The following is a 14,272-nucleotide window of genomic DNA, read 5'->3' on the forward strand; positions in this document are numbered from 1 at the left end:
CCCGGGCGGGGAGAGGTCAGAACAGGTCCTGACGGATCGGGTTCAAGGCGAAATGCACCTGGGCTGCCAGCCGCAACTGGCTGACGGCGTCCTGCGGGACCGTTGCCGGCAGCCCGGCCTGCCGCGCCCAATTGGCAAGCTGCTTGCGCGAAGCGGGGCCAAATTGCCCGTCAATTGCAATTGCAGAACCGAGCTGGCGCAGAATGTACTGGGTGCCTGCTGCAACGTCTTTTTGCGGCATGCCGGACAGCAGATCCCGCGCAGCCGCGCGTGCCTCCGGATCGTTCAGTGCCATCGCCTTGCCCGCGCGGGCGGCTGCTGCATGGACAGGGATCCGGTCTGCCAGCCGGTTCAATGCCACCCAGGCACCGTTGGCGCCGCTCCAGGCATCGCCGCGGGACAGCCCCATGTCGTACCATTCCAATGCCTCTGCCGCATCGCTGCCCGGAAGATCGCCGTTCATGATCATCCGGCCAATCTCACCCGGGGCGTGCGGATGGCCCAGCGTTGCTGCCTCGGCAAACAGGGTACGGGCCTTTTCCTTGTCCACTGCCTTCCCAGCGCCGCCGTCGCGGTAAACATAACCCAGATTTGCGGTGCCATAGATGTCGCCGCGTCCTGCGGAGGCTTCCAGATAGGACAGCCCGCGTTCCGGCTGCGCCAGTTCATCGCCGCTCCACAGGAAAAACACGCCCAGCTCATTCAACGCATACGTATGGCCTAGCTCCACCGCGCGGCTGAGCAGGTCAAAGCCGCGCTGTTTTTCCTCTGGCGTGCTGCTCTTGCGCAATAGACGCTTGCCGCGTGCGTGCATGGAAAAGGGGTCGCCAGCGTCTATTCCCCTGTCCCAGAGTGCAAAGGCCTTGTCGGGATCATAAGGGATCGGCACCGTTTCGCGGTCCACATTCGGCGTCACATGCAGATAGGCAACCGCGTTATAGGCGCGGACGTGGCCCAGTCCGGCCGCCTGTTCAAAAGCTTCATACGCCTCGATCAAGCGGCCCTGGCCCTGCAAGGCGCGGCCCAGCTGGTAATGCAGGCGGCCCAGGTCCGGGGCAGCCTGCACCGCCTCGCGGCAGGCTGTCTCTGCGGCATTAAGGTCAATTTCATTGGGGTAGCGGAACAGGCCGACCCCCTGCGGATCCAGCAGGTCACCGGCCTCAAGGTCGCATTGGCGGGCGATCATCTCCAGGTTCACAGTGACATCGCGCACCGTGTCCGCCTGGGCCAGCCGCAGCACCATCCGGTCGCGGCGCACCTGACCGCCATCCTTGCGGGCTGGCAGTTCTGCCAGTTTCGGAGCATAGCTGAGGCTGAGCGCGCTACCGTCGCCGCTTTGCAGAGAGGTGACGCCGGAGGACGGCGTTTCAACAATCGTTACGGTGGTTCCGGAACGGATGTAGGGGCTGATCTCGGGCGCCAGTTCCAGTGACCGGCCCAGCGGAACCTTGACGGACAATTCTGCTGGCAACTGATCCAGGCTGGCCTGGGCAGAGGCCGGCGCCGCCTGGGCAATGTTCAGGGAGCGTTCCGGGGGCTGCAGGTAGATTTTCTGCATCAGGGTCGAGCTTTCCCAGGGAACCTGGGTGTTGCCGGTGGCAGCATAGACGTCGCCGCGGATCTCCGCGAGCACGGTCATCGCGTCCTCATCCGGGCGGTCGGGGAAATGGCGCACCACAGAGGCGGTATAGGGGCTGTTGCTGCCCGGCTCCCCGTCCAGCGCGGTGGCTCCGGGCGAGGTTGAGAAGGCCACCAGCGTGTTCAGCGGCGGGCGGAACACGTCAAATCCTTCGCGGGCCTCATACAGCTGCGCGCCAACCTCGGCGTTCAGCTTAACGTTTGGCACCGGATTGTCGCGGCAGGAATCCAGCATCAGGATCTGGCTGCCGGCCTTGCCGCCAATGATCGCGGATACCCGGTCCAATGTAACCGACTGGAAGGGCAGGTCGTGGATGCCAGACAGTTCTGCATCGCTGGTCAGCAGATAGTTGCGCCGCCCCAGCTGAATGCCATGGCCGGCATAGTAGAAGAACACCTGGCTGCCATCGCGGATATTGAGCGCGGCCTGGCGCAGCAGCGCCTCGAACCCGCGCTTGTCCAGGTCATAGCCTTCATAGACCGTATAGCCGAAGGACCTGAGCATATCCGCCATCGCCTCAGCGTCTTTGCGCGTGTTGGTCAGGTCGGTGACATGGTCATAATCCTGAATGCCAATAACGATGGCGGTTTCCGGGGCTGCCGTGCCTTCGCTGGTTTCATATGCGGCGAAAGCAGGCGGTGCCGTCAAGGATCCTGTGCAGGCCAGCATGGTGGCTGCGAGGAAAGCGGGTGTTCGGGGGGAGGAAGTCATGACGGTATCCCGGGTTTAACCCCAGCCTCCACCCCCGCCGGAGCCGCCGCCGCCGCCACCCGAACCGCCGCCGCCGCCACCTTGATACGCGGGTTCAGGCGCTTCTTCGGCTGGTATTACCGGTGCAGGCGCGGTGGATGCGGGACGCGTCACGGGAGCCGTGTACGTAGCTGGTGCCGGAGCTGCGGCTGGAGCCGGAGCAGCTGAGGGCGGCGGGGCAATAGGGGTCAACGGGTCGCATGCTGCCGTCGCTGCGGCCAGGGGCAGTGCGGCAAACAGGAAGTGTATCCGCATGGGGTACCTTTCTTTCGAAAAAACTGATCAACAAACAATCCGGAACCCAGTTTACTTGAAGGGGCGCCGCAAATCAAAGATATCCCGCCGCAAAATGGTTTCCAGCGGAAACGTCCGGTCTCAGCCGCCAGTGGCGATACTGACGGTCCCATCCCTGTTGCGCAGGGCGCAGGAGCTCTCTGACAGAGGAGCAAGGCGGGCGTTTGCCGGCACCGCCGGGCCGCGCTGCGTGCAGCGTTTCAGGGCAACCTGCTGGTAGCCCTTGGATGCCATGCAGGATTTTTCCAGCCGCTGGCGCAGGGGCTTGTTCACATCCACCGTGTAGATGCCGCCATCAACCCAATAGCCGGGCCGGTAGTAGCACTTGCCGCTGTGGCATACTTGGCGTCCGGGATAGAAAACCGGCGGACGCTGGCGAATTTCATTGGCGACCGGCGCATCCTTCAATGCCCGGGTCTGGCAGCCAAGCTCATCCGATTGCAGGCGGGAAACCTCCGCGCCTTGCTTGTAGTAGACCGGCAGGGGGCCGCAGGCGGCCATGCCCAGCATTAAAGCTAGGCCTGCGCGGAATTTGAGATGGCGGCACATGGCCCAAGAATGGCCGCAAACTGAAGAAGTTACAATTAAATTGACCGTGAAAGCGGCTTCTGTCATTCACGTTGGACGAAACGCCGCCAGAGGAGCCTGCAGGGGATACGCAAATGAAGGTCATTATCTGCGGTGCAGGCCAGGTCGGCTGGCAGATTGCCCGGCACCTGTCCGGCGAGCACAATGACGTCACAGTTGTCGACAATAACCCGGAGCTGGTGCGGCGGGCGACCGATACGCTGGATGTGCAGGGGATCCATGGCTTTGCCTCTTATCCGGATGTTCTGGACCGGGCCGGGGCGCGGGATGCGGACATGATCATCGCGGCCACCCATTCGGACGAGGTCAACATGGTGACCTGCCAGGTGGCGCATTCAGTGTTCAAGATCCAGCGCAAGATTGCGCGCCTGCGGGCCAAAAGCTATCTGACGGCGATCTATTCCGATCTGTACCAGCGCGAGCATCTGCCGATTGACGTGGTGATCAGCCCGGAGCGCGAAGTGGCGGCGGCCGCGATGCAGCGGTTGTCGGCGCCGGCCGCCTTTGACACAGAGACTTTCATGGGCGGCAAGGCGCAGCTGCTGGGCATTCAGATTGACGCCGAATGCCCGGTGGTGAACACGCCGCTGCGCCAGCTGACGGACCTGTTCTCGACCCTGCGCGCCATTGTGGTGGGAGTCCGGCGCGACGGAACCCTGTTTGCGCCGGAACCGGGCGACCAGCTCTTTGTGGGCGACAGCTGCTATGTGTTTTCCCATGCCGATGACGTGCCCCGCACCATCGAGGTTTTCGGCAAGCATGAAAAGCGCCAGGACCGGGTTGTTGTGGTGGGCGGCGGCAACGTCGGGCTGGAAGTGGCCAAGGCGCTGGAAAGCAGCACCGCGCGGATCCGGGCCAAGGTGATTGAACGGGACCGGGCTTGCGCTGAACGCGCCGCCGAAGAACTGGAGCGCACCATCGTGCTGAACGGCGACGGTCTGGACCGGTCGCTGATGATTGAAGCGGGCATCGACAAGGCAGACGCGATGCTGGCGGTCACCGACGACGACAAAACCAATATGCTGGCCGCTGTGCGCGCCAAGGCCGAGGGCTGCCCGCTGGCTATTGCGCTGATCAACGATCCGACCCTGGTGCCGCTGCTGCCGCACCTCGGCATCGACGCCTATATCAACCCGCGCTCAACCACCGTTAGCTCGATTCTGCGCCACATCCGCTATGGCCGGGTGCGGCAGGTCTATTCGCTGGGCGATGCGGAGGCGGAAATGATCGAAGCAGAGGTGCTGTCGACCTCGCCGATTGCCGGGCAGATGATCCGGGAAACAGATTTCCCCGAAGGCGTGCTGGTGGGCGGTGTGCTGAAGAATGGCGAAATGCTGCGCCCCTCGGGCCAGACGCGGATTGAAGAAGGCGATGTGATCGCGCTGTTTGCAATGGCGGATGACGTGCCGGAGGTCGAACGCCTGCTGCAGGTGTCGATCGACTATTTCTAGATGCGCCGCCCGGTCCAAGCCTCCGCCGGCGTGCTGCGCCTGCCGCTGTTCCTGCTGATCTGGGGCATTGCCGCGCTGGCAATGTGGCTGCCGGCGGTGCACGCGCTGGTGCTGGACGATCACCACACCTCGCGCAGTTTCTTCTATGCCGGCTTGGCCGGGCTGATCCTGGTTGTGCTGATTGGTTTGTCGATGGGCAACAAGGTTCCCCGCTACGGGATGCCGGGACAGCTGCTGTCGCTGCTGGCAACCTTCACCGTGCTGCCGCTGTTCCTGGCCGTTCCGGTGCAGGATGCACTGGTCAGCACCCGGTTCTTGAACGCCTATTTCGATATGGTGAGCGCCATCACCACCACTGGCGCTGATATCTGGGCCGACCCCGGCCGCCTGCCGCCCAGCGTGCACCTGTGGCGGGCCATGGTGGGCTGGCTTGGCGGGCTTTTGATGTGGGTCGCGGCCTCGGCCGTGCTGGCGCCGATGTCGCTGGGCGGATTTGAAGTGACAGCCAAGGGCGAGCCGGGTGGCGGTTCGTTTGCCCCTGCGCAGATGGAGAAAGCCGACCCGCGGCGGCAGCTGGTGCTGGTCACCCGCACATTGGCACCGGTCTATGCCGGGCTGACACTGGTCCTGTGGCTGCTGCTGATGATCACCGGAGAGCAGGCGCTGGAGGGGCTCAGCCACGCGATGTCAGTGATGGCGACCTCGGGCATCTCCGCAACCGGCGGGGTGGAGGATGCAGCCAGCGGCATTGCCGGCGAAATGGTGATGTTCCTGTTCATGTTCTTTGCCCTGTCGCGGCTGACCTTCTCCAGCGACACCGTGACGGCCGGGCAGGGGCGGCTGGACAAGGACCCCGAGTTCCGCACCGGCCTGCTGATTGTCTTCGGTGTGCCGCTGCTTTTGTTTCTGCGCCATTGGTTCGCGGCCTATGAGGTGGATGCCGGCGAAGATATTCTGCAGGCCTTGCGTGCCTTTTGGGGAACCCTGTTCACCGTCTTGTCCTTCCTGTCCACCACCGGGTTCGAGAGCACTCATTGGGAAGCGGCACGGGCCTGGTCCGGGCTGGAAACGCCGGGCATGATCCTGCTGGGGCTGGCGGTGTTCGGCGGCGGAGTTGCGACCACGGCGGGCGGGGTCAAACTGCTGCGGGTCTATGCGCTGTACCTGAACGGGCTGCGCGAAATGGAGCGGCTGGTTCATCCCAGCTCTGTCAGCGGCGAAGGCGGGCGAACAAGGCGGCTGCAAAAGAACGGTGCCTTTGTGGCCTGGATCTTTTTCATGCTGTTTGCGCTGTCGCTGGCGGTGATCAGCACGGCGCTGGCTGCGGTAGGCACGGATTTCGAACAATCCCTGGTTCTTGCTGTTGCAGCACTGTCGACAACCGGGCCTTTGACCGAAACCGCCAGCAGCGCGCCCATTGTGCTGGCACTGCTGACTGCGCCCGCCAAATTGATCCTTTGCGTTGCGATGGTTCTGGGGCGGCTGGAAACGCTGGCCTTCATTGCGCTGCTATCGCCGAACCTTTGGCGGGCCTGACTGCCCTGACGGGAAAAAGTGTTTTTCTGGTGGAAACTTATTTTTTCTTTCTCCATACTGAATTTTAACGTGCGTGCTGGTCCGCAGCGCGTGGCAAGAACAAAGGCGAGATAATAAAAAATGGCTTCGGACAGACAGAATCTTCAGGATGCCTTCCTGAATCACGTTCGCAAAACCAAGGTTCCAGTTACAATCTTTCTGATCAACGGGGTCAAATTGCAGGGTGTGATCACCTGGTTCGACAATTTCTGCGTGCTGCTGCGCCGCGACGGACAGTCGCAGCTGGTCTACAAACACGCGATTTCGACCATCATGCCGGCCCAGCCGATCAGTCTCTATGAGGGTGAAGACTCCAATTGATGGAGCATGACAGGAAGCAGACCCGCGCCTGGGTCCTGCATCCGGAAATCAAATCAGACAGCGGGCGCCGCGAGGCTGCTCCCGCGCTAGAGGAGGCCGTTGCGCTGGCAGCGGCCTTGCCCGATCTTGACGTGATCGGTTCAAACGTGGTGCGCCTGCCCAAGGCGCATCCGGGGATGCTGTTTGGCTCTGGCAAGATCGAAGAGCTGGCGGGCACCCTGAAGGCGAATGAGATCGAACTGGTCCTGATCGACGGGCCGGTTTCCCCCGTACAGCAGCGCAACCTGGAAAAGGCCTGGAAGGTCAAGATCCTCGACCGGACCGGGCTGATCCTGGAGATCTTCTCGGACCGGGCGGCGACGCGGGAAGGCGTGCTGCAGGTCGAGATGGCGGCGCTCAGCTATCAGCGGACGCGGCTGGTCAGGGCCTGGACCCACCTGGAACGCCAGCGCGGCGGCCTGGGGTTTGTCGGCGGACCCGGCGAAACCCAGATCGAGGCTGACCGCCGTGCCATTGATGACCAGCTGGTGCGGCTGCGCAGGCAGTTGGACAAGGTGGTGAAAACCCGGACGCTGCACCGCGCCTCGCGCGCCAAGGTGCCATACCCGATTGTCGCGCTGGTGGGCTACACCAACGCCGGCAAGTCGACGCTTTTCAACCGGCTGACGGGTGCGGAGGTGATGGCCAAGGACATGCTCTTTGCCACCCTGGACCCGACCATGCGCCGGGTGCAGATCCCCGACGGGCCGGAGGTGATCCTGTCCGATACGGTGGGCTTCATCTCGGACCTGCCGACTGAGCTGGTTGCCGCCTTCCGCGCCACTCTGGAAGAGGTGCTGGCTGCGGATGTGATCCTGCATGTGCGCGACATCAGCCATGACCAAAGCGAAGAGCAGGCCGAAGACGTAGAAGCGATCCTGGCCTCGCTGGGCGTGGATGAAAACCGGGCCCGGATCGAGGTCTGGAACAAGCTGGACCAGCTGCCGGAAGATGATGCTGATGCCCGCCGCCAGCGTGCCGCGCGCGAGCAGGGCATTCATGCAATCTCCGCCCTGACCGGCGAGGGGCTTGAGGCACTGCTGACTGATATTGCCGAGCAGCTTCAAGGCGTGCGTCACGAGGAGGTTTTGCACCTCACCTTCGCGCAAGGCAAGCAGCGCGCCTGGCTGTTCAAGGAGGACCTTGTGCAGCGCGAGGAGCAGACCGAGAGCGGTTTCGCCATCACCGTGCTATGGACGGAGCGGCAAAAGGCCAAGTTCCAAAAACTTTGAGTATTCCGGTCACTCACCAAGTGACCGGAACCATGCCCAGCTGTCCTCTGCAATTCTGGGGCCGATTTCATACACCCAGTGAGTGTGGCGGGGAATCAGCTGGAGCGTGAAACTGTGGCCGGCCCTGGCCATGGCCTTGCCTGCTGCGGCTGCGGCCTCGCTGCTGAAGATGTGGTCGCGATCCCCCAGGTACAGGCGGACGGGCTTGGGATCGGCAGCTGGTTTGAAAATCTGCGCATCGGCAAAGCCGCCGTGAAGAGCGGCCGCTTGCCAGGGGCCTTCGAAACGGTTCACCAGCATGGAGGCAAAGATCGCACCGTTCGAGTGGCCGAATAGATAGACAGGACCAGCCGGGCGGCCCAGTGCCTGTTCTGACAGCATCCTGTCCAGCAGGGATTGCGAAAAATCGTCCGGCTGCCAGTTTTTCGCCTTGGCGTTCGGTGCGATCAGGATCAGGCCGTGTTTTTGGGCTGCCTCCTTCCAAATGTCGATCATCGACAGACCGGACCGTCCGGAGCCGTGCAGCAGGATGACAGTTGCCGCCGGCCCGTCGCCGGGAGGGGTAAAGCTGTACCAGGTTTGGCCAAGGTCCTTATGTTCGCGGGCCAGCTGCCGGGCCTGGGCTGAGGGAGCGTATTCGTAGCTGGCGGGGTCCGGATGCTGCAGACCTTGGCGCTGGACCCGGGCAAAGCCTCCTGCTGCGGGTGCGCCTTTTGGCGCGGGCATCGTTTGCAGGCTTTCAGTGGGGCGCTCTGCCGCTGGCTGCCGAGGAGACAGGAAATAGATGGCAGCGGCTGCAGCCAGCAGCGAGACGGAGAGGGTGTGGAATTTCATAATAATAATCTCTGGTAACGGGTAAGCTGTCGGCCGGAAATGCGGCCGGAAACCGATGGATTAAATGCTGTCCCCCTTTCCTGGTCAGCGTGGTGTGATCCTTGTTACGCCCACGGCAGCAGCGCGGGCCAATTCTTCGTCCAGCGACATCGGAATGTACTCGCCGCGGCGCCAGAGCTGGGCCATATCGTCATAATAACGCGATAGCGGGTGTCCGGACTGGCCGGTGGCGGTGATGAAAACAGAACTGTCGGGATCGGCGAAATCATAGACCCCGCGGTAGCCGGCAGCATGGGTGTTTTGAAACGGATCCGGATCCTTGCCGGAGCTTTTGCCGCGCTGCAGGGTATTGTCGCTGCCGCTGGTGGACTGCCGGATATTCACGAAGTAGCGCAGGACCGGCACCTTGCCGAGCACAGGGTGGTCCTGCGTGGCCTGATGCGCGTCCCCCCATCGCAGGGATTCAAGCGCGGTGCCATAGCGTTCTTCGATCCAGATCAGCGCGTCATCCAGCGCCAGCCGGGCCATGTCCGTGCAGGTTTCCTGCGGCGCGCTTTGGCGTACGTCGCACCAGGCTGAGGCTCCGTCCACATCGCGGTAGACGCGCTCGATAAACAGGGGCTCCACATGGCGGAACGACTTGGCAACCGGACCCAGCTCATCGGTGATCAGCCGCGCCTGCAGCGCGCGCAGCCAGGCAGCGTAGATCAGCGGCTCCGGCAGGTGCTCGTTCATCTCGCCGTTCCATTCCGACAGCAGAGTCAGGGCGATCTGGCGCTGGCGCTCGCGGGTGCCTGCGGGGGCTGCCTCACCGGTGAACCAAAGGTTGGCGCCGATCAGCGGCAGCAGGGTGCGGGCAGTATAGGACACGGTGTCCAGCTGGGCTTCGATGAAGCTGTCGCGGGTGTGAACTTCGCGGTTCTGCATCAGCTTCTGCCAGCGGTGGATTCGCTGGGTATCCCCCCAGTCAAAGGACACATGCTGCGGGAAGGGGCGGTCCAGGATCTTATTGTTGGTATTGCCGAGAATGCCGCCTGCGGGGCTGAGGAACTCCGGGTTTTCCGAATAAGGCGCACGTCCCTGCCAGTGGTTTTCCGGGTGCCAGCCCTGGCTGGGCATCCGGCCCTTGCTTTGATGGGCGGCATCGCGCAACGGAAAGGCGCCGACGGTCTTGAGCGCAATGGTTTCCTTGTCCACCAGTGTCAGGTTCTGCGAAGGCGCGATGAAACCTTCGCCTGCTGCAATGGCTTCCTGAACCGACGCGCTGCGCATCAGCTCCAGGGCTGCGCTCATCGACGTGTCTTTCGGGCTGAGCACCGTCCAGCTGAGCGACACCACGTGGCCCGGTGGCGTGATTTCCGCCAGCCGGAACATGGAGCCCGGCAGCACCGGCCCGTTATCGGTCCAGCGCAGGGTCAACGTGACGGGCGGCTCATCCTTGATCTTGATGATTGACGGACGGGAGATGAATTTCTTGTACCCATCGGTGCCCAGGTATTCCTGCGGGTTTTCCGGGTTCAGCTTTTCAATGAAAAGGTCCTGATCGTCGAGGTAAGAGGAGGTGACCCCCCAGCCCAGCACGTCGGAGCGTCCGGTGATCACGGCAGGGATGCCCGGAATAGTGCCGCCGATCACCCCGCCTGTGCCCAGCTCCAGCCGCGCCAGATACCAGACGCCCGGGGCGCTGAGGCCGAGGTGCGGATCATTGGCCAGCAGCGTGCCGCCTGCCGCAGAGCGGCTGGGCGCGGCTGCCCAGGCATTAGAGGCCCCGGCCAGTCCGCGGGGGGCAACGGGAAACAGCAGGCTGTCTTCCTCTGCGGGGGCCGCTGCCGCATAGTGCCGGGCGCCGGGCACCAATTCTGCGTATTCCGGCAATGCCGTCAGCCCTTTGCCGGGGGCATCCGGCAAAATGTCCCTGATGCGGTCCGCGTCGTTCAGCGCCAGCGAGGTGCGGGCACGCAGGATTTCTTCCCGCATATGGCCGGAGAGCTGCAGCGCCATCAGCTTCATGATCGCGATACTGTCGGCGGGCTGCCAGGGGGCAACCGGCATGTTGAACAGGAACATCTCCGGCGCACCGCGCCCCAGTGCCTCCTCGTTGATTTCCTGCAGCCGGGCGTTCACCCCGTCAGCATAGGCCTTGAGCGCGGTGATCGCCTCAGGCGTTTGCACGGCCACCGATTGCTGCGCCAGACGGTACAGGTCCAGACGGCGCAAATACGTGTCAGTCTCTATCGTGCGGGTGCCGAAGATCTCTGACAAGCGGCCCTGTGCCGTGCGCCGCATTACCGCCATCTGCCACAGCCGGTCCTGCGCATGGGCATAGCCGAGCCCGAAGTAGACGTCCTCGTCGCTGGCGCCGAAGCTGCCGAAAATATGCGGCACATTGGCGTTGTCGCGGACGATTTCCACCGGCGAGGACAATCCCGGCAAGGCGATCTCTTTGTCATACTCCGGAAGCGATTGAGAGGCGAGGTAGTAGACCAGCAGGGCGGCCATAAGGCTCAGCAGAATCAGCCCCGCAGCGAGGCGCAGCAGCCAGCGGAAAAGATGTCCCATCAGCGGTTGTTTTCCCTTGGGTTTTGTCATTTCCAGCCGCAAGGCAGATTGCGCCCGGCGGCGGCGGTGGTAGGGTTGCCGCCAACATATGCGAAGACAGATCAGGGGAAAAGCAGATGGCAAAAATCGCGTTTCTGGGGCTTGGCGTCATGGGCTATCCAATGGCCGGGCACCTGCAGGCCGCGGGCCATGAGGTCACCGTTTACAACCGCACTGAGTCCAGGGCTAAGGCCTGGACCAAACAGCATGGCGGCCACTACGCGGCGACACCGCGCGCAGCCGCGGCGGGTGCGGAGTTTGTGATGGCCTGTGTCGGCAATGATGACGACTTGCGGTCTGTCTGCCTGGGGCCGGACGGCGCCTTTGCCGGCATGGGGGAAGGCACCGTGTTTGTGGATCACACCACGGTCTCGGCGATCGTCACCCGGGAGCTGCACGCTGCCGCCGAACAGCGCGGTGTGTTCTTTGTTGATGCGCCGATTTCCGGCGGTCAGGCCGGGGCGGAAAACGGGGTTCTGTCAGTGATGTGCGGCGGTGAAGAAGGCGCCTATGCGCGGGCTGAGCCTGTGATCGGCGCCTACGCCAAAATTTGCCGCCGGATCGGCGAAAGCGGGGCAGGCCAGCTGACCAAGATGTGCAATCAGATTGCCATCGGCGGGCTGGTGCAGGCGTTGAGCGAGGCGCTGCATTTTGCGGAAAAGGCAGGGCTTGACGGGCGCGCGGTGGTGGAGGTGATCAGCCAGGGGGCGGCGGGCAGCTGGCAGATGGTGAACCGGCATGAAACCATGCTGGAGGATCATTTCGACCACGGCTTTGCGGTCGACTGGATGCGCAAGGATCTGGGCATTTGCCTGGATGAGGCAAACCGCAATGGTGCAACCCTGCCGGCCACGGCACTGGTCGACCAGTATTACAAGGACGTTCAGAAAATGGGCGGCGGGCGCTGGGATACGTCGTCGCTGTTCAAGCGCCTGCGCGCACTGGATGGGCTGTCATCTGATTGAGGGCGCAAGAAAAATGGCCTTTCCTAGTGGAAAGGCCATGCCTCCGGCGGGAGTATTTTTGATCAGAAAGAAGCCGGGGCGCGCGCAGAGGCCGGCCCCGCCTGCCCTTAGGGGATGATACGGGTGTATTTGGTGCCTTCAAGGGTCGCGCCGACGCGTAGGCCCGCCTGGCCGAATACCACGGCCAGGATCGGCGAAGTGAGCGTGTTTGTGTCAGCGGTCAGCGCGTTGCCTTCGTCGCGGATCACATATTCCACGTCCGCACCCGCAGCCCAGCCGGTGGAGCGGCGGAAACCTGCAAGCGCATCCTGGGTCATGAAGAACAGCACATGGGCGTATTGCTGCGCGCCGATCTGCAGGCCGGCATTGCCCTTGAGGGTGGAGTAATAGTCGACGGTGACGCCGTTGATCCGCAGCGCGCCGCGGCCGAAGGCACCGCCGAAGACAAAGCCGGCCTCAGTGACCAGCGGCATCACCAGCATGCCGGTGGCCTTGTCGGCCAGCGTGCGGGTGTTGGGATACTGGCTGAACATCTGATTCAGCGTCGCATCGACACGGGCGTCGATCTTGGCCGCATTGCTGTTGCCGACGCCATTGCCGCAGGCTGCGGTAACGCCCGCACCGGCCAGGGCGGCCAGGGCAAAGCCGCGGCGGGTCATGCGGGAAGAGGAAGAACTGCTCATTTTTCGGGTGCCTGTAATGGGTTGCTCCAAGGCCGGTATGCTCCGGCTCTGGCCTTGTGTATACGCGGAAAACCGCTGCCTGTCATCCGTTGCAGCGTGGATATTGGCGGCTTCTCGCTGACGTGACCGGGTTCCGGCGCGGCGGGGCTGTCAGCCGTTCAGCAGCTTGGCGGCAGCTGGCGCGAAATAGGTCAGGATGCCGTTGCAGCCCGCCCGTTTGAAGGCCATCAGGCTTTCCATCATCACCTTTTCGCCGTCGATCCAGCCGTTTTGCGCCGCGGCCTGGACCATCGCGTATTCGCCGGAGACCTGATAGGCATAGGTCGGCACGCCAAAGGCGGATTTCACCCGCTGGCAGATGTCCAGATAGGCGATGCCGGGCTTCACCATCACCATGTCTGCGCCTTCCATCAGGTCGCGTTCAATCAGCCGCAGCGCCTCGTCGCTGTTGGCGGGGTCCATCTGATAGGTCTTCTTGTCGCCCTTCAGCGCGCCCGACGCGCCAACCGCATCGCGGAACGGCCCGTAGTAGGCAGAGGCGTATTTGGCTGAGTAGGACAGGATCGCCACATTGTGATGGCCTGCCTGTTCCAATCCCGTGCGCATGGCGCCGATGCGGCCGTCCATCATGTCGGAGGGGCCGATGATGTCGGCGCCGGCATCGGCCTGGGCCAGGGTCATCTTGACCAGCGCTTCGACGGTGGCGTCGTTGACGATCTCGCCATCCACCACATAGCCGTCGTGGCCGTTGATATTATAGGGGTCCAGCGCCACGTCGGTCATCACCGCGATGTCCGGCGCCGCGTCCTTGATTGCGCGGATAGCGCGGTTGGTCAGGTTTTCGGGGTTCCAGGCCTCGGCGCAGTCCTCGGTCTTGAGCGCGGCATCGGTGTAGGGGAACAGGCAGATGGCCGGAATCCCCAGCGCCTGCGCCTCAATTGCGGCTTCGGCAATCCTGTCTACTGAGCGGCGCATCACACCAGGCATCGAGGCAATGGGTTCCTCCTGGCCTTCACCGTCGCGCACAAAGACAGGCCAGATGAAATCGGCGGGCGTCAGGGTGTTTTCCCGCACCAGATCGCGGATCGCCGGGGTGGCACGGGTGCGGCGCAGGCGGGCGGCGGGAAAGGGCGCAACGGTCGGTTTCATACGGGTCTCCGGGTTTCGTCTGGCCCATGGGTGGCATGGAAGCGGTCCCGGGAACAAGGGGGACATTCGCCGCGCCGGGAAAACCGCGCCGCAGCCGGGGCTTGCCTGCGCGGGCGTCCCGGTTGATATAGGGCCGGTTGAGGACTGAGGGTCT

12 protein-coding genes are annotated in these 14,272 nt (G+C 63.3%); 5 read left to right on the plus strand and 7 right to left on the minus strand.

Going from position 1 to position 14,272, the window contains the following annotated elements; genetic code table 11:
* Positions 1-16: 16 nt before the first annotated feature.
* From ACXAHG_RS00375 to ACXAHG_RS00385, 3 genes are all read right to left on the minus strand, one after another.
* Complete coding sequence (locus tag ACXAHG_RS00375; RefSeq protein ID WP_475055348.1) at positions 17-2,350, minus strand: caspase family protein; 2,334 nt, start codon at positions 2,348-2,350, stop codon at positions 17-19.
* Positions 2,351-2,444: 94 nt separating this feature from the next.
* Positions 2,445-2,591 carry a hypothetical protein gene (locus ACXAHG_RS00380; RefSeq protein ID WP_475055350.1) on the minus strand — a complete coding sequence of 49 codons (147 nt, stop codon included), beginning with the start codon at positions 2,589-2,591 and terminating at the stop codon, positions 2,445-2,447.
* 173 nt (positions 2,592-2,764) lie between these two features.
* Complete coding sequence (locus ACXAHG_RS00385; RefSeq protein ID WP_475055351.1) at positions 2,765-3,232, minus strand: hypothetical protein; 468 nt, start codon at positions 3,230-3,232, stop codon at positions 2,765-2,767.
* A 113-nt stretch (positions 3,233-3,345) separates the two neighbouring features.
* Here ACXAHG_RS00385 and trkA point away from each other — a divergent pair, with 113 nt between their 5' ends.
* The 4 genes from trkA (at position 3,346) to hflX (ending at position 7,889) form a co-directional block, all read left to right on the plus strand.
* Complete coding sequence (gene trkA / locus ACXAHG_RS00390) at positions 3,346-4,722, plus strand: Trk system potassium transporter TrkA (RefSeq protein WP_475043405.1); 1,377 nt, start codon at positions 3,346-3,348, stop codon at positions 4,720-4,722.
* On the plus strand, positions 4,723-6,258 hold the full coding sequence (locus ACXAHG_RS00395; RefSeq protein ID WP_475055353.1) for a TrkH family potassium uptake protein: 1,536 nt from the start codon (positions 4,723-4,725) through the stop codon (positions 6,256-6,258). It abuts the gene before it with no gap.
* A 120-nt stretch (positions 6,259-6,378) separates the two neighbouring features.
* On the plus strand, positions 6,379-6,618 hold the full coding sequence (gene hfq, locus ACXAHG_RS00400) for an RNA chaperone Hfq (RefSeq protein ID WP_005611588.1): 240 nt from the start codon (positions 6,379-6,381) through the stop codon (positions 6,616-6,618).
* Positions 6,618-7,889: a GTPase HflX gene (gene hflX / locus ACXAHG_RS00405; RefSeq protein WP_475043402.1), complete on the plus strand. Its 1,272-nt coding sequence runs from the start codon at positions 6,618-6,620 to the stop codon at positions 7,887-7,889. Before hfq ends, hflX begins: the two co-directional genes overlap by 1 nt.
* Before the next feature lie 9 nt (positions 7,890-7,898).
* Here the strand turns inward: hflX and ACXAHG_RS00410 are convergent, their stop codons facing one another.
* Both ACXAHG_RS00410 and ACXAHG_RS00415 read right to left on the minus strand, forming a co-directional pair.
* Positions 7,899-8,723 (minus strand): alpha/beta hydrolase, encoded by an 825-nt coding sequence (locus tag ACXAHG_RS00410; RefSeq protein WP_475055354.1) that lies wholly within the window; start codon positions 8,721-8,723, stop codon positions 7,899-7,901.
* Positions 8,724-8,807: 84 nt separating this feature from the next.
* Positions 8,808-11,282, minus strand: a complete 2,475-nt coding sequence (locus tag ACXAHG_RS00415) for a penicillin acylase family protein (protein ID WP_475055355.1) — start codon at positions 11,280-11,282, stop codon at positions 8,808-8,810.
* An 86-nt stretch (positions 11,283-11,368) separates the two neighbouring features.
* Between ACXAHG_RS00415 and ACXAHG_RS00420 the strand changes: the two genes are divergently transcribed.
* Complete coding sequence (locus ACXAHG_RS00420; RefSeq protein ID WP_475045290.1) at positions 11,369-12,286, plus strand: NAD(P)-dependent oxidoreductase; 918 nt, start codon at positions 11,369-11,371, stop codon at positions 12,284-12,286.
* 107 nt (positions 12,287-12,393) lie between these two features.
* On the opposite strand, the gene ACXAHG_RS00425 is transcribed toward ACXAHG_RS00420, so the two are convergent.
* Both ACXAHG_RS00425 and hemB read right to left on the minus strand, forming a co-directional pair.
* Positions 12,394-12,969: a lipid-binding SYLF domain-containing protein gene (locus ACXAHG_RS00425; protein WP_475043397.1), complete on the minus strand. Its 576-nt coding sequence runs from the start codon at positions 12,967-12,969 to the stop codon at positions 12,394-12,396.
* A 150-nt stretch (positions 12,970-13,119) separates the two neighbouring features.
* Entirely contained in the window at positions 13,120-14,118 is a 999-nt protein-coding gene (hemB, locus tag ACXAHG_RS00430; protein WP_475043395.1) for a porphobilinogen synthase, read from the minus strand.
* Positions 14,119-14,272: the final 154 nt, after the last annotated feature.

This window comes from Leisingera sp. ABD4_442, from assembly GCF_056160905.1.

Excerpts from the sequence above, each read along its gene's own strand:
- hfq (WP_005611588.1), top strand. The coding sequence starts at position 6,379 with ATGGCTTCGGACAGACAGAATCTTCAGGATGCCTTCCTGAATCACGTT.
- ACXAHG_RS00380 (WP_475055350.1), bottom strand. The coding sequence starts at position 2,591 with ATGCGACCCGTTGACCCCTATTGCCCCGCCGCCCTCAGCTGCTCCGGC.
- ACXAHG_RS00415 (WP_475055355.1), bottom strand. The coding sequence starts at position 11,282 with ATGGGACATCTTTTCCGCTGGCTGCTGCGCCTCGCTGCGGGGCTGATT.
- hemB (WP_475043395.1), bottom strand. The coding sequence starts at position 14,118 with ATGAAACCGACCGTTGCGCCCTTTCCCGCCGCCCGCCTGCGCCGCACC.
- ACXAHG_RS00395 (WP_475055353.1), top strand. The coding sequence starts at position 4,723 with ATGCGCCGCCCGGTCCAAGCCTCCGCCGGCGTGCTGCGCCTGCCGCTG.
- hflX (WP_475043402.1), top strand. The coding sequence starts at position 6,618 with ATGGAGCATGACAGGAAGCAGACCCGCGCCTGGGTCCTGCATCCGGAA.
- ACXAHG_RS00375 (WP_475055348.1), bottom strand. The coding sequence starts at position 2,350 with ATGACTTCCTCCCCCCGAACACCCGCTTTCCTCGCAGCCACCATGCTG.
- ACXAHG_RS00410 (WP_475055354.1), bottom strand. The coding sequence starts at position 8,723 with ATGAAATTCCACACCCTCTCCGTCTCGCTGCTGGCTGCAGCCGCTGCC.
- ACXAHG_RS00385 (WP_475055351.1), bottom strand. The coding sequence starts at position 3,232 with ATGTGCCGCCATCTCAAATTCCGCGCAGGCCTAGCTTTAATGCTGGGC.
- ACXAHG_RS00425 (WP_475043397.1), bottom strand. The coding sequence starts at position 12,969 with ATGAGCAGTTCTTCCTCTTCCCGCATGACCCGCCGCGGCTTTGCCCTG.
- trkA (WP_475043405.1), top strand. The coding sequence starts at position 3,346 with ATGAAGGTCATTATCTGCGGTGCAGGCCAGGTCGGCTGGCAGATTGCC.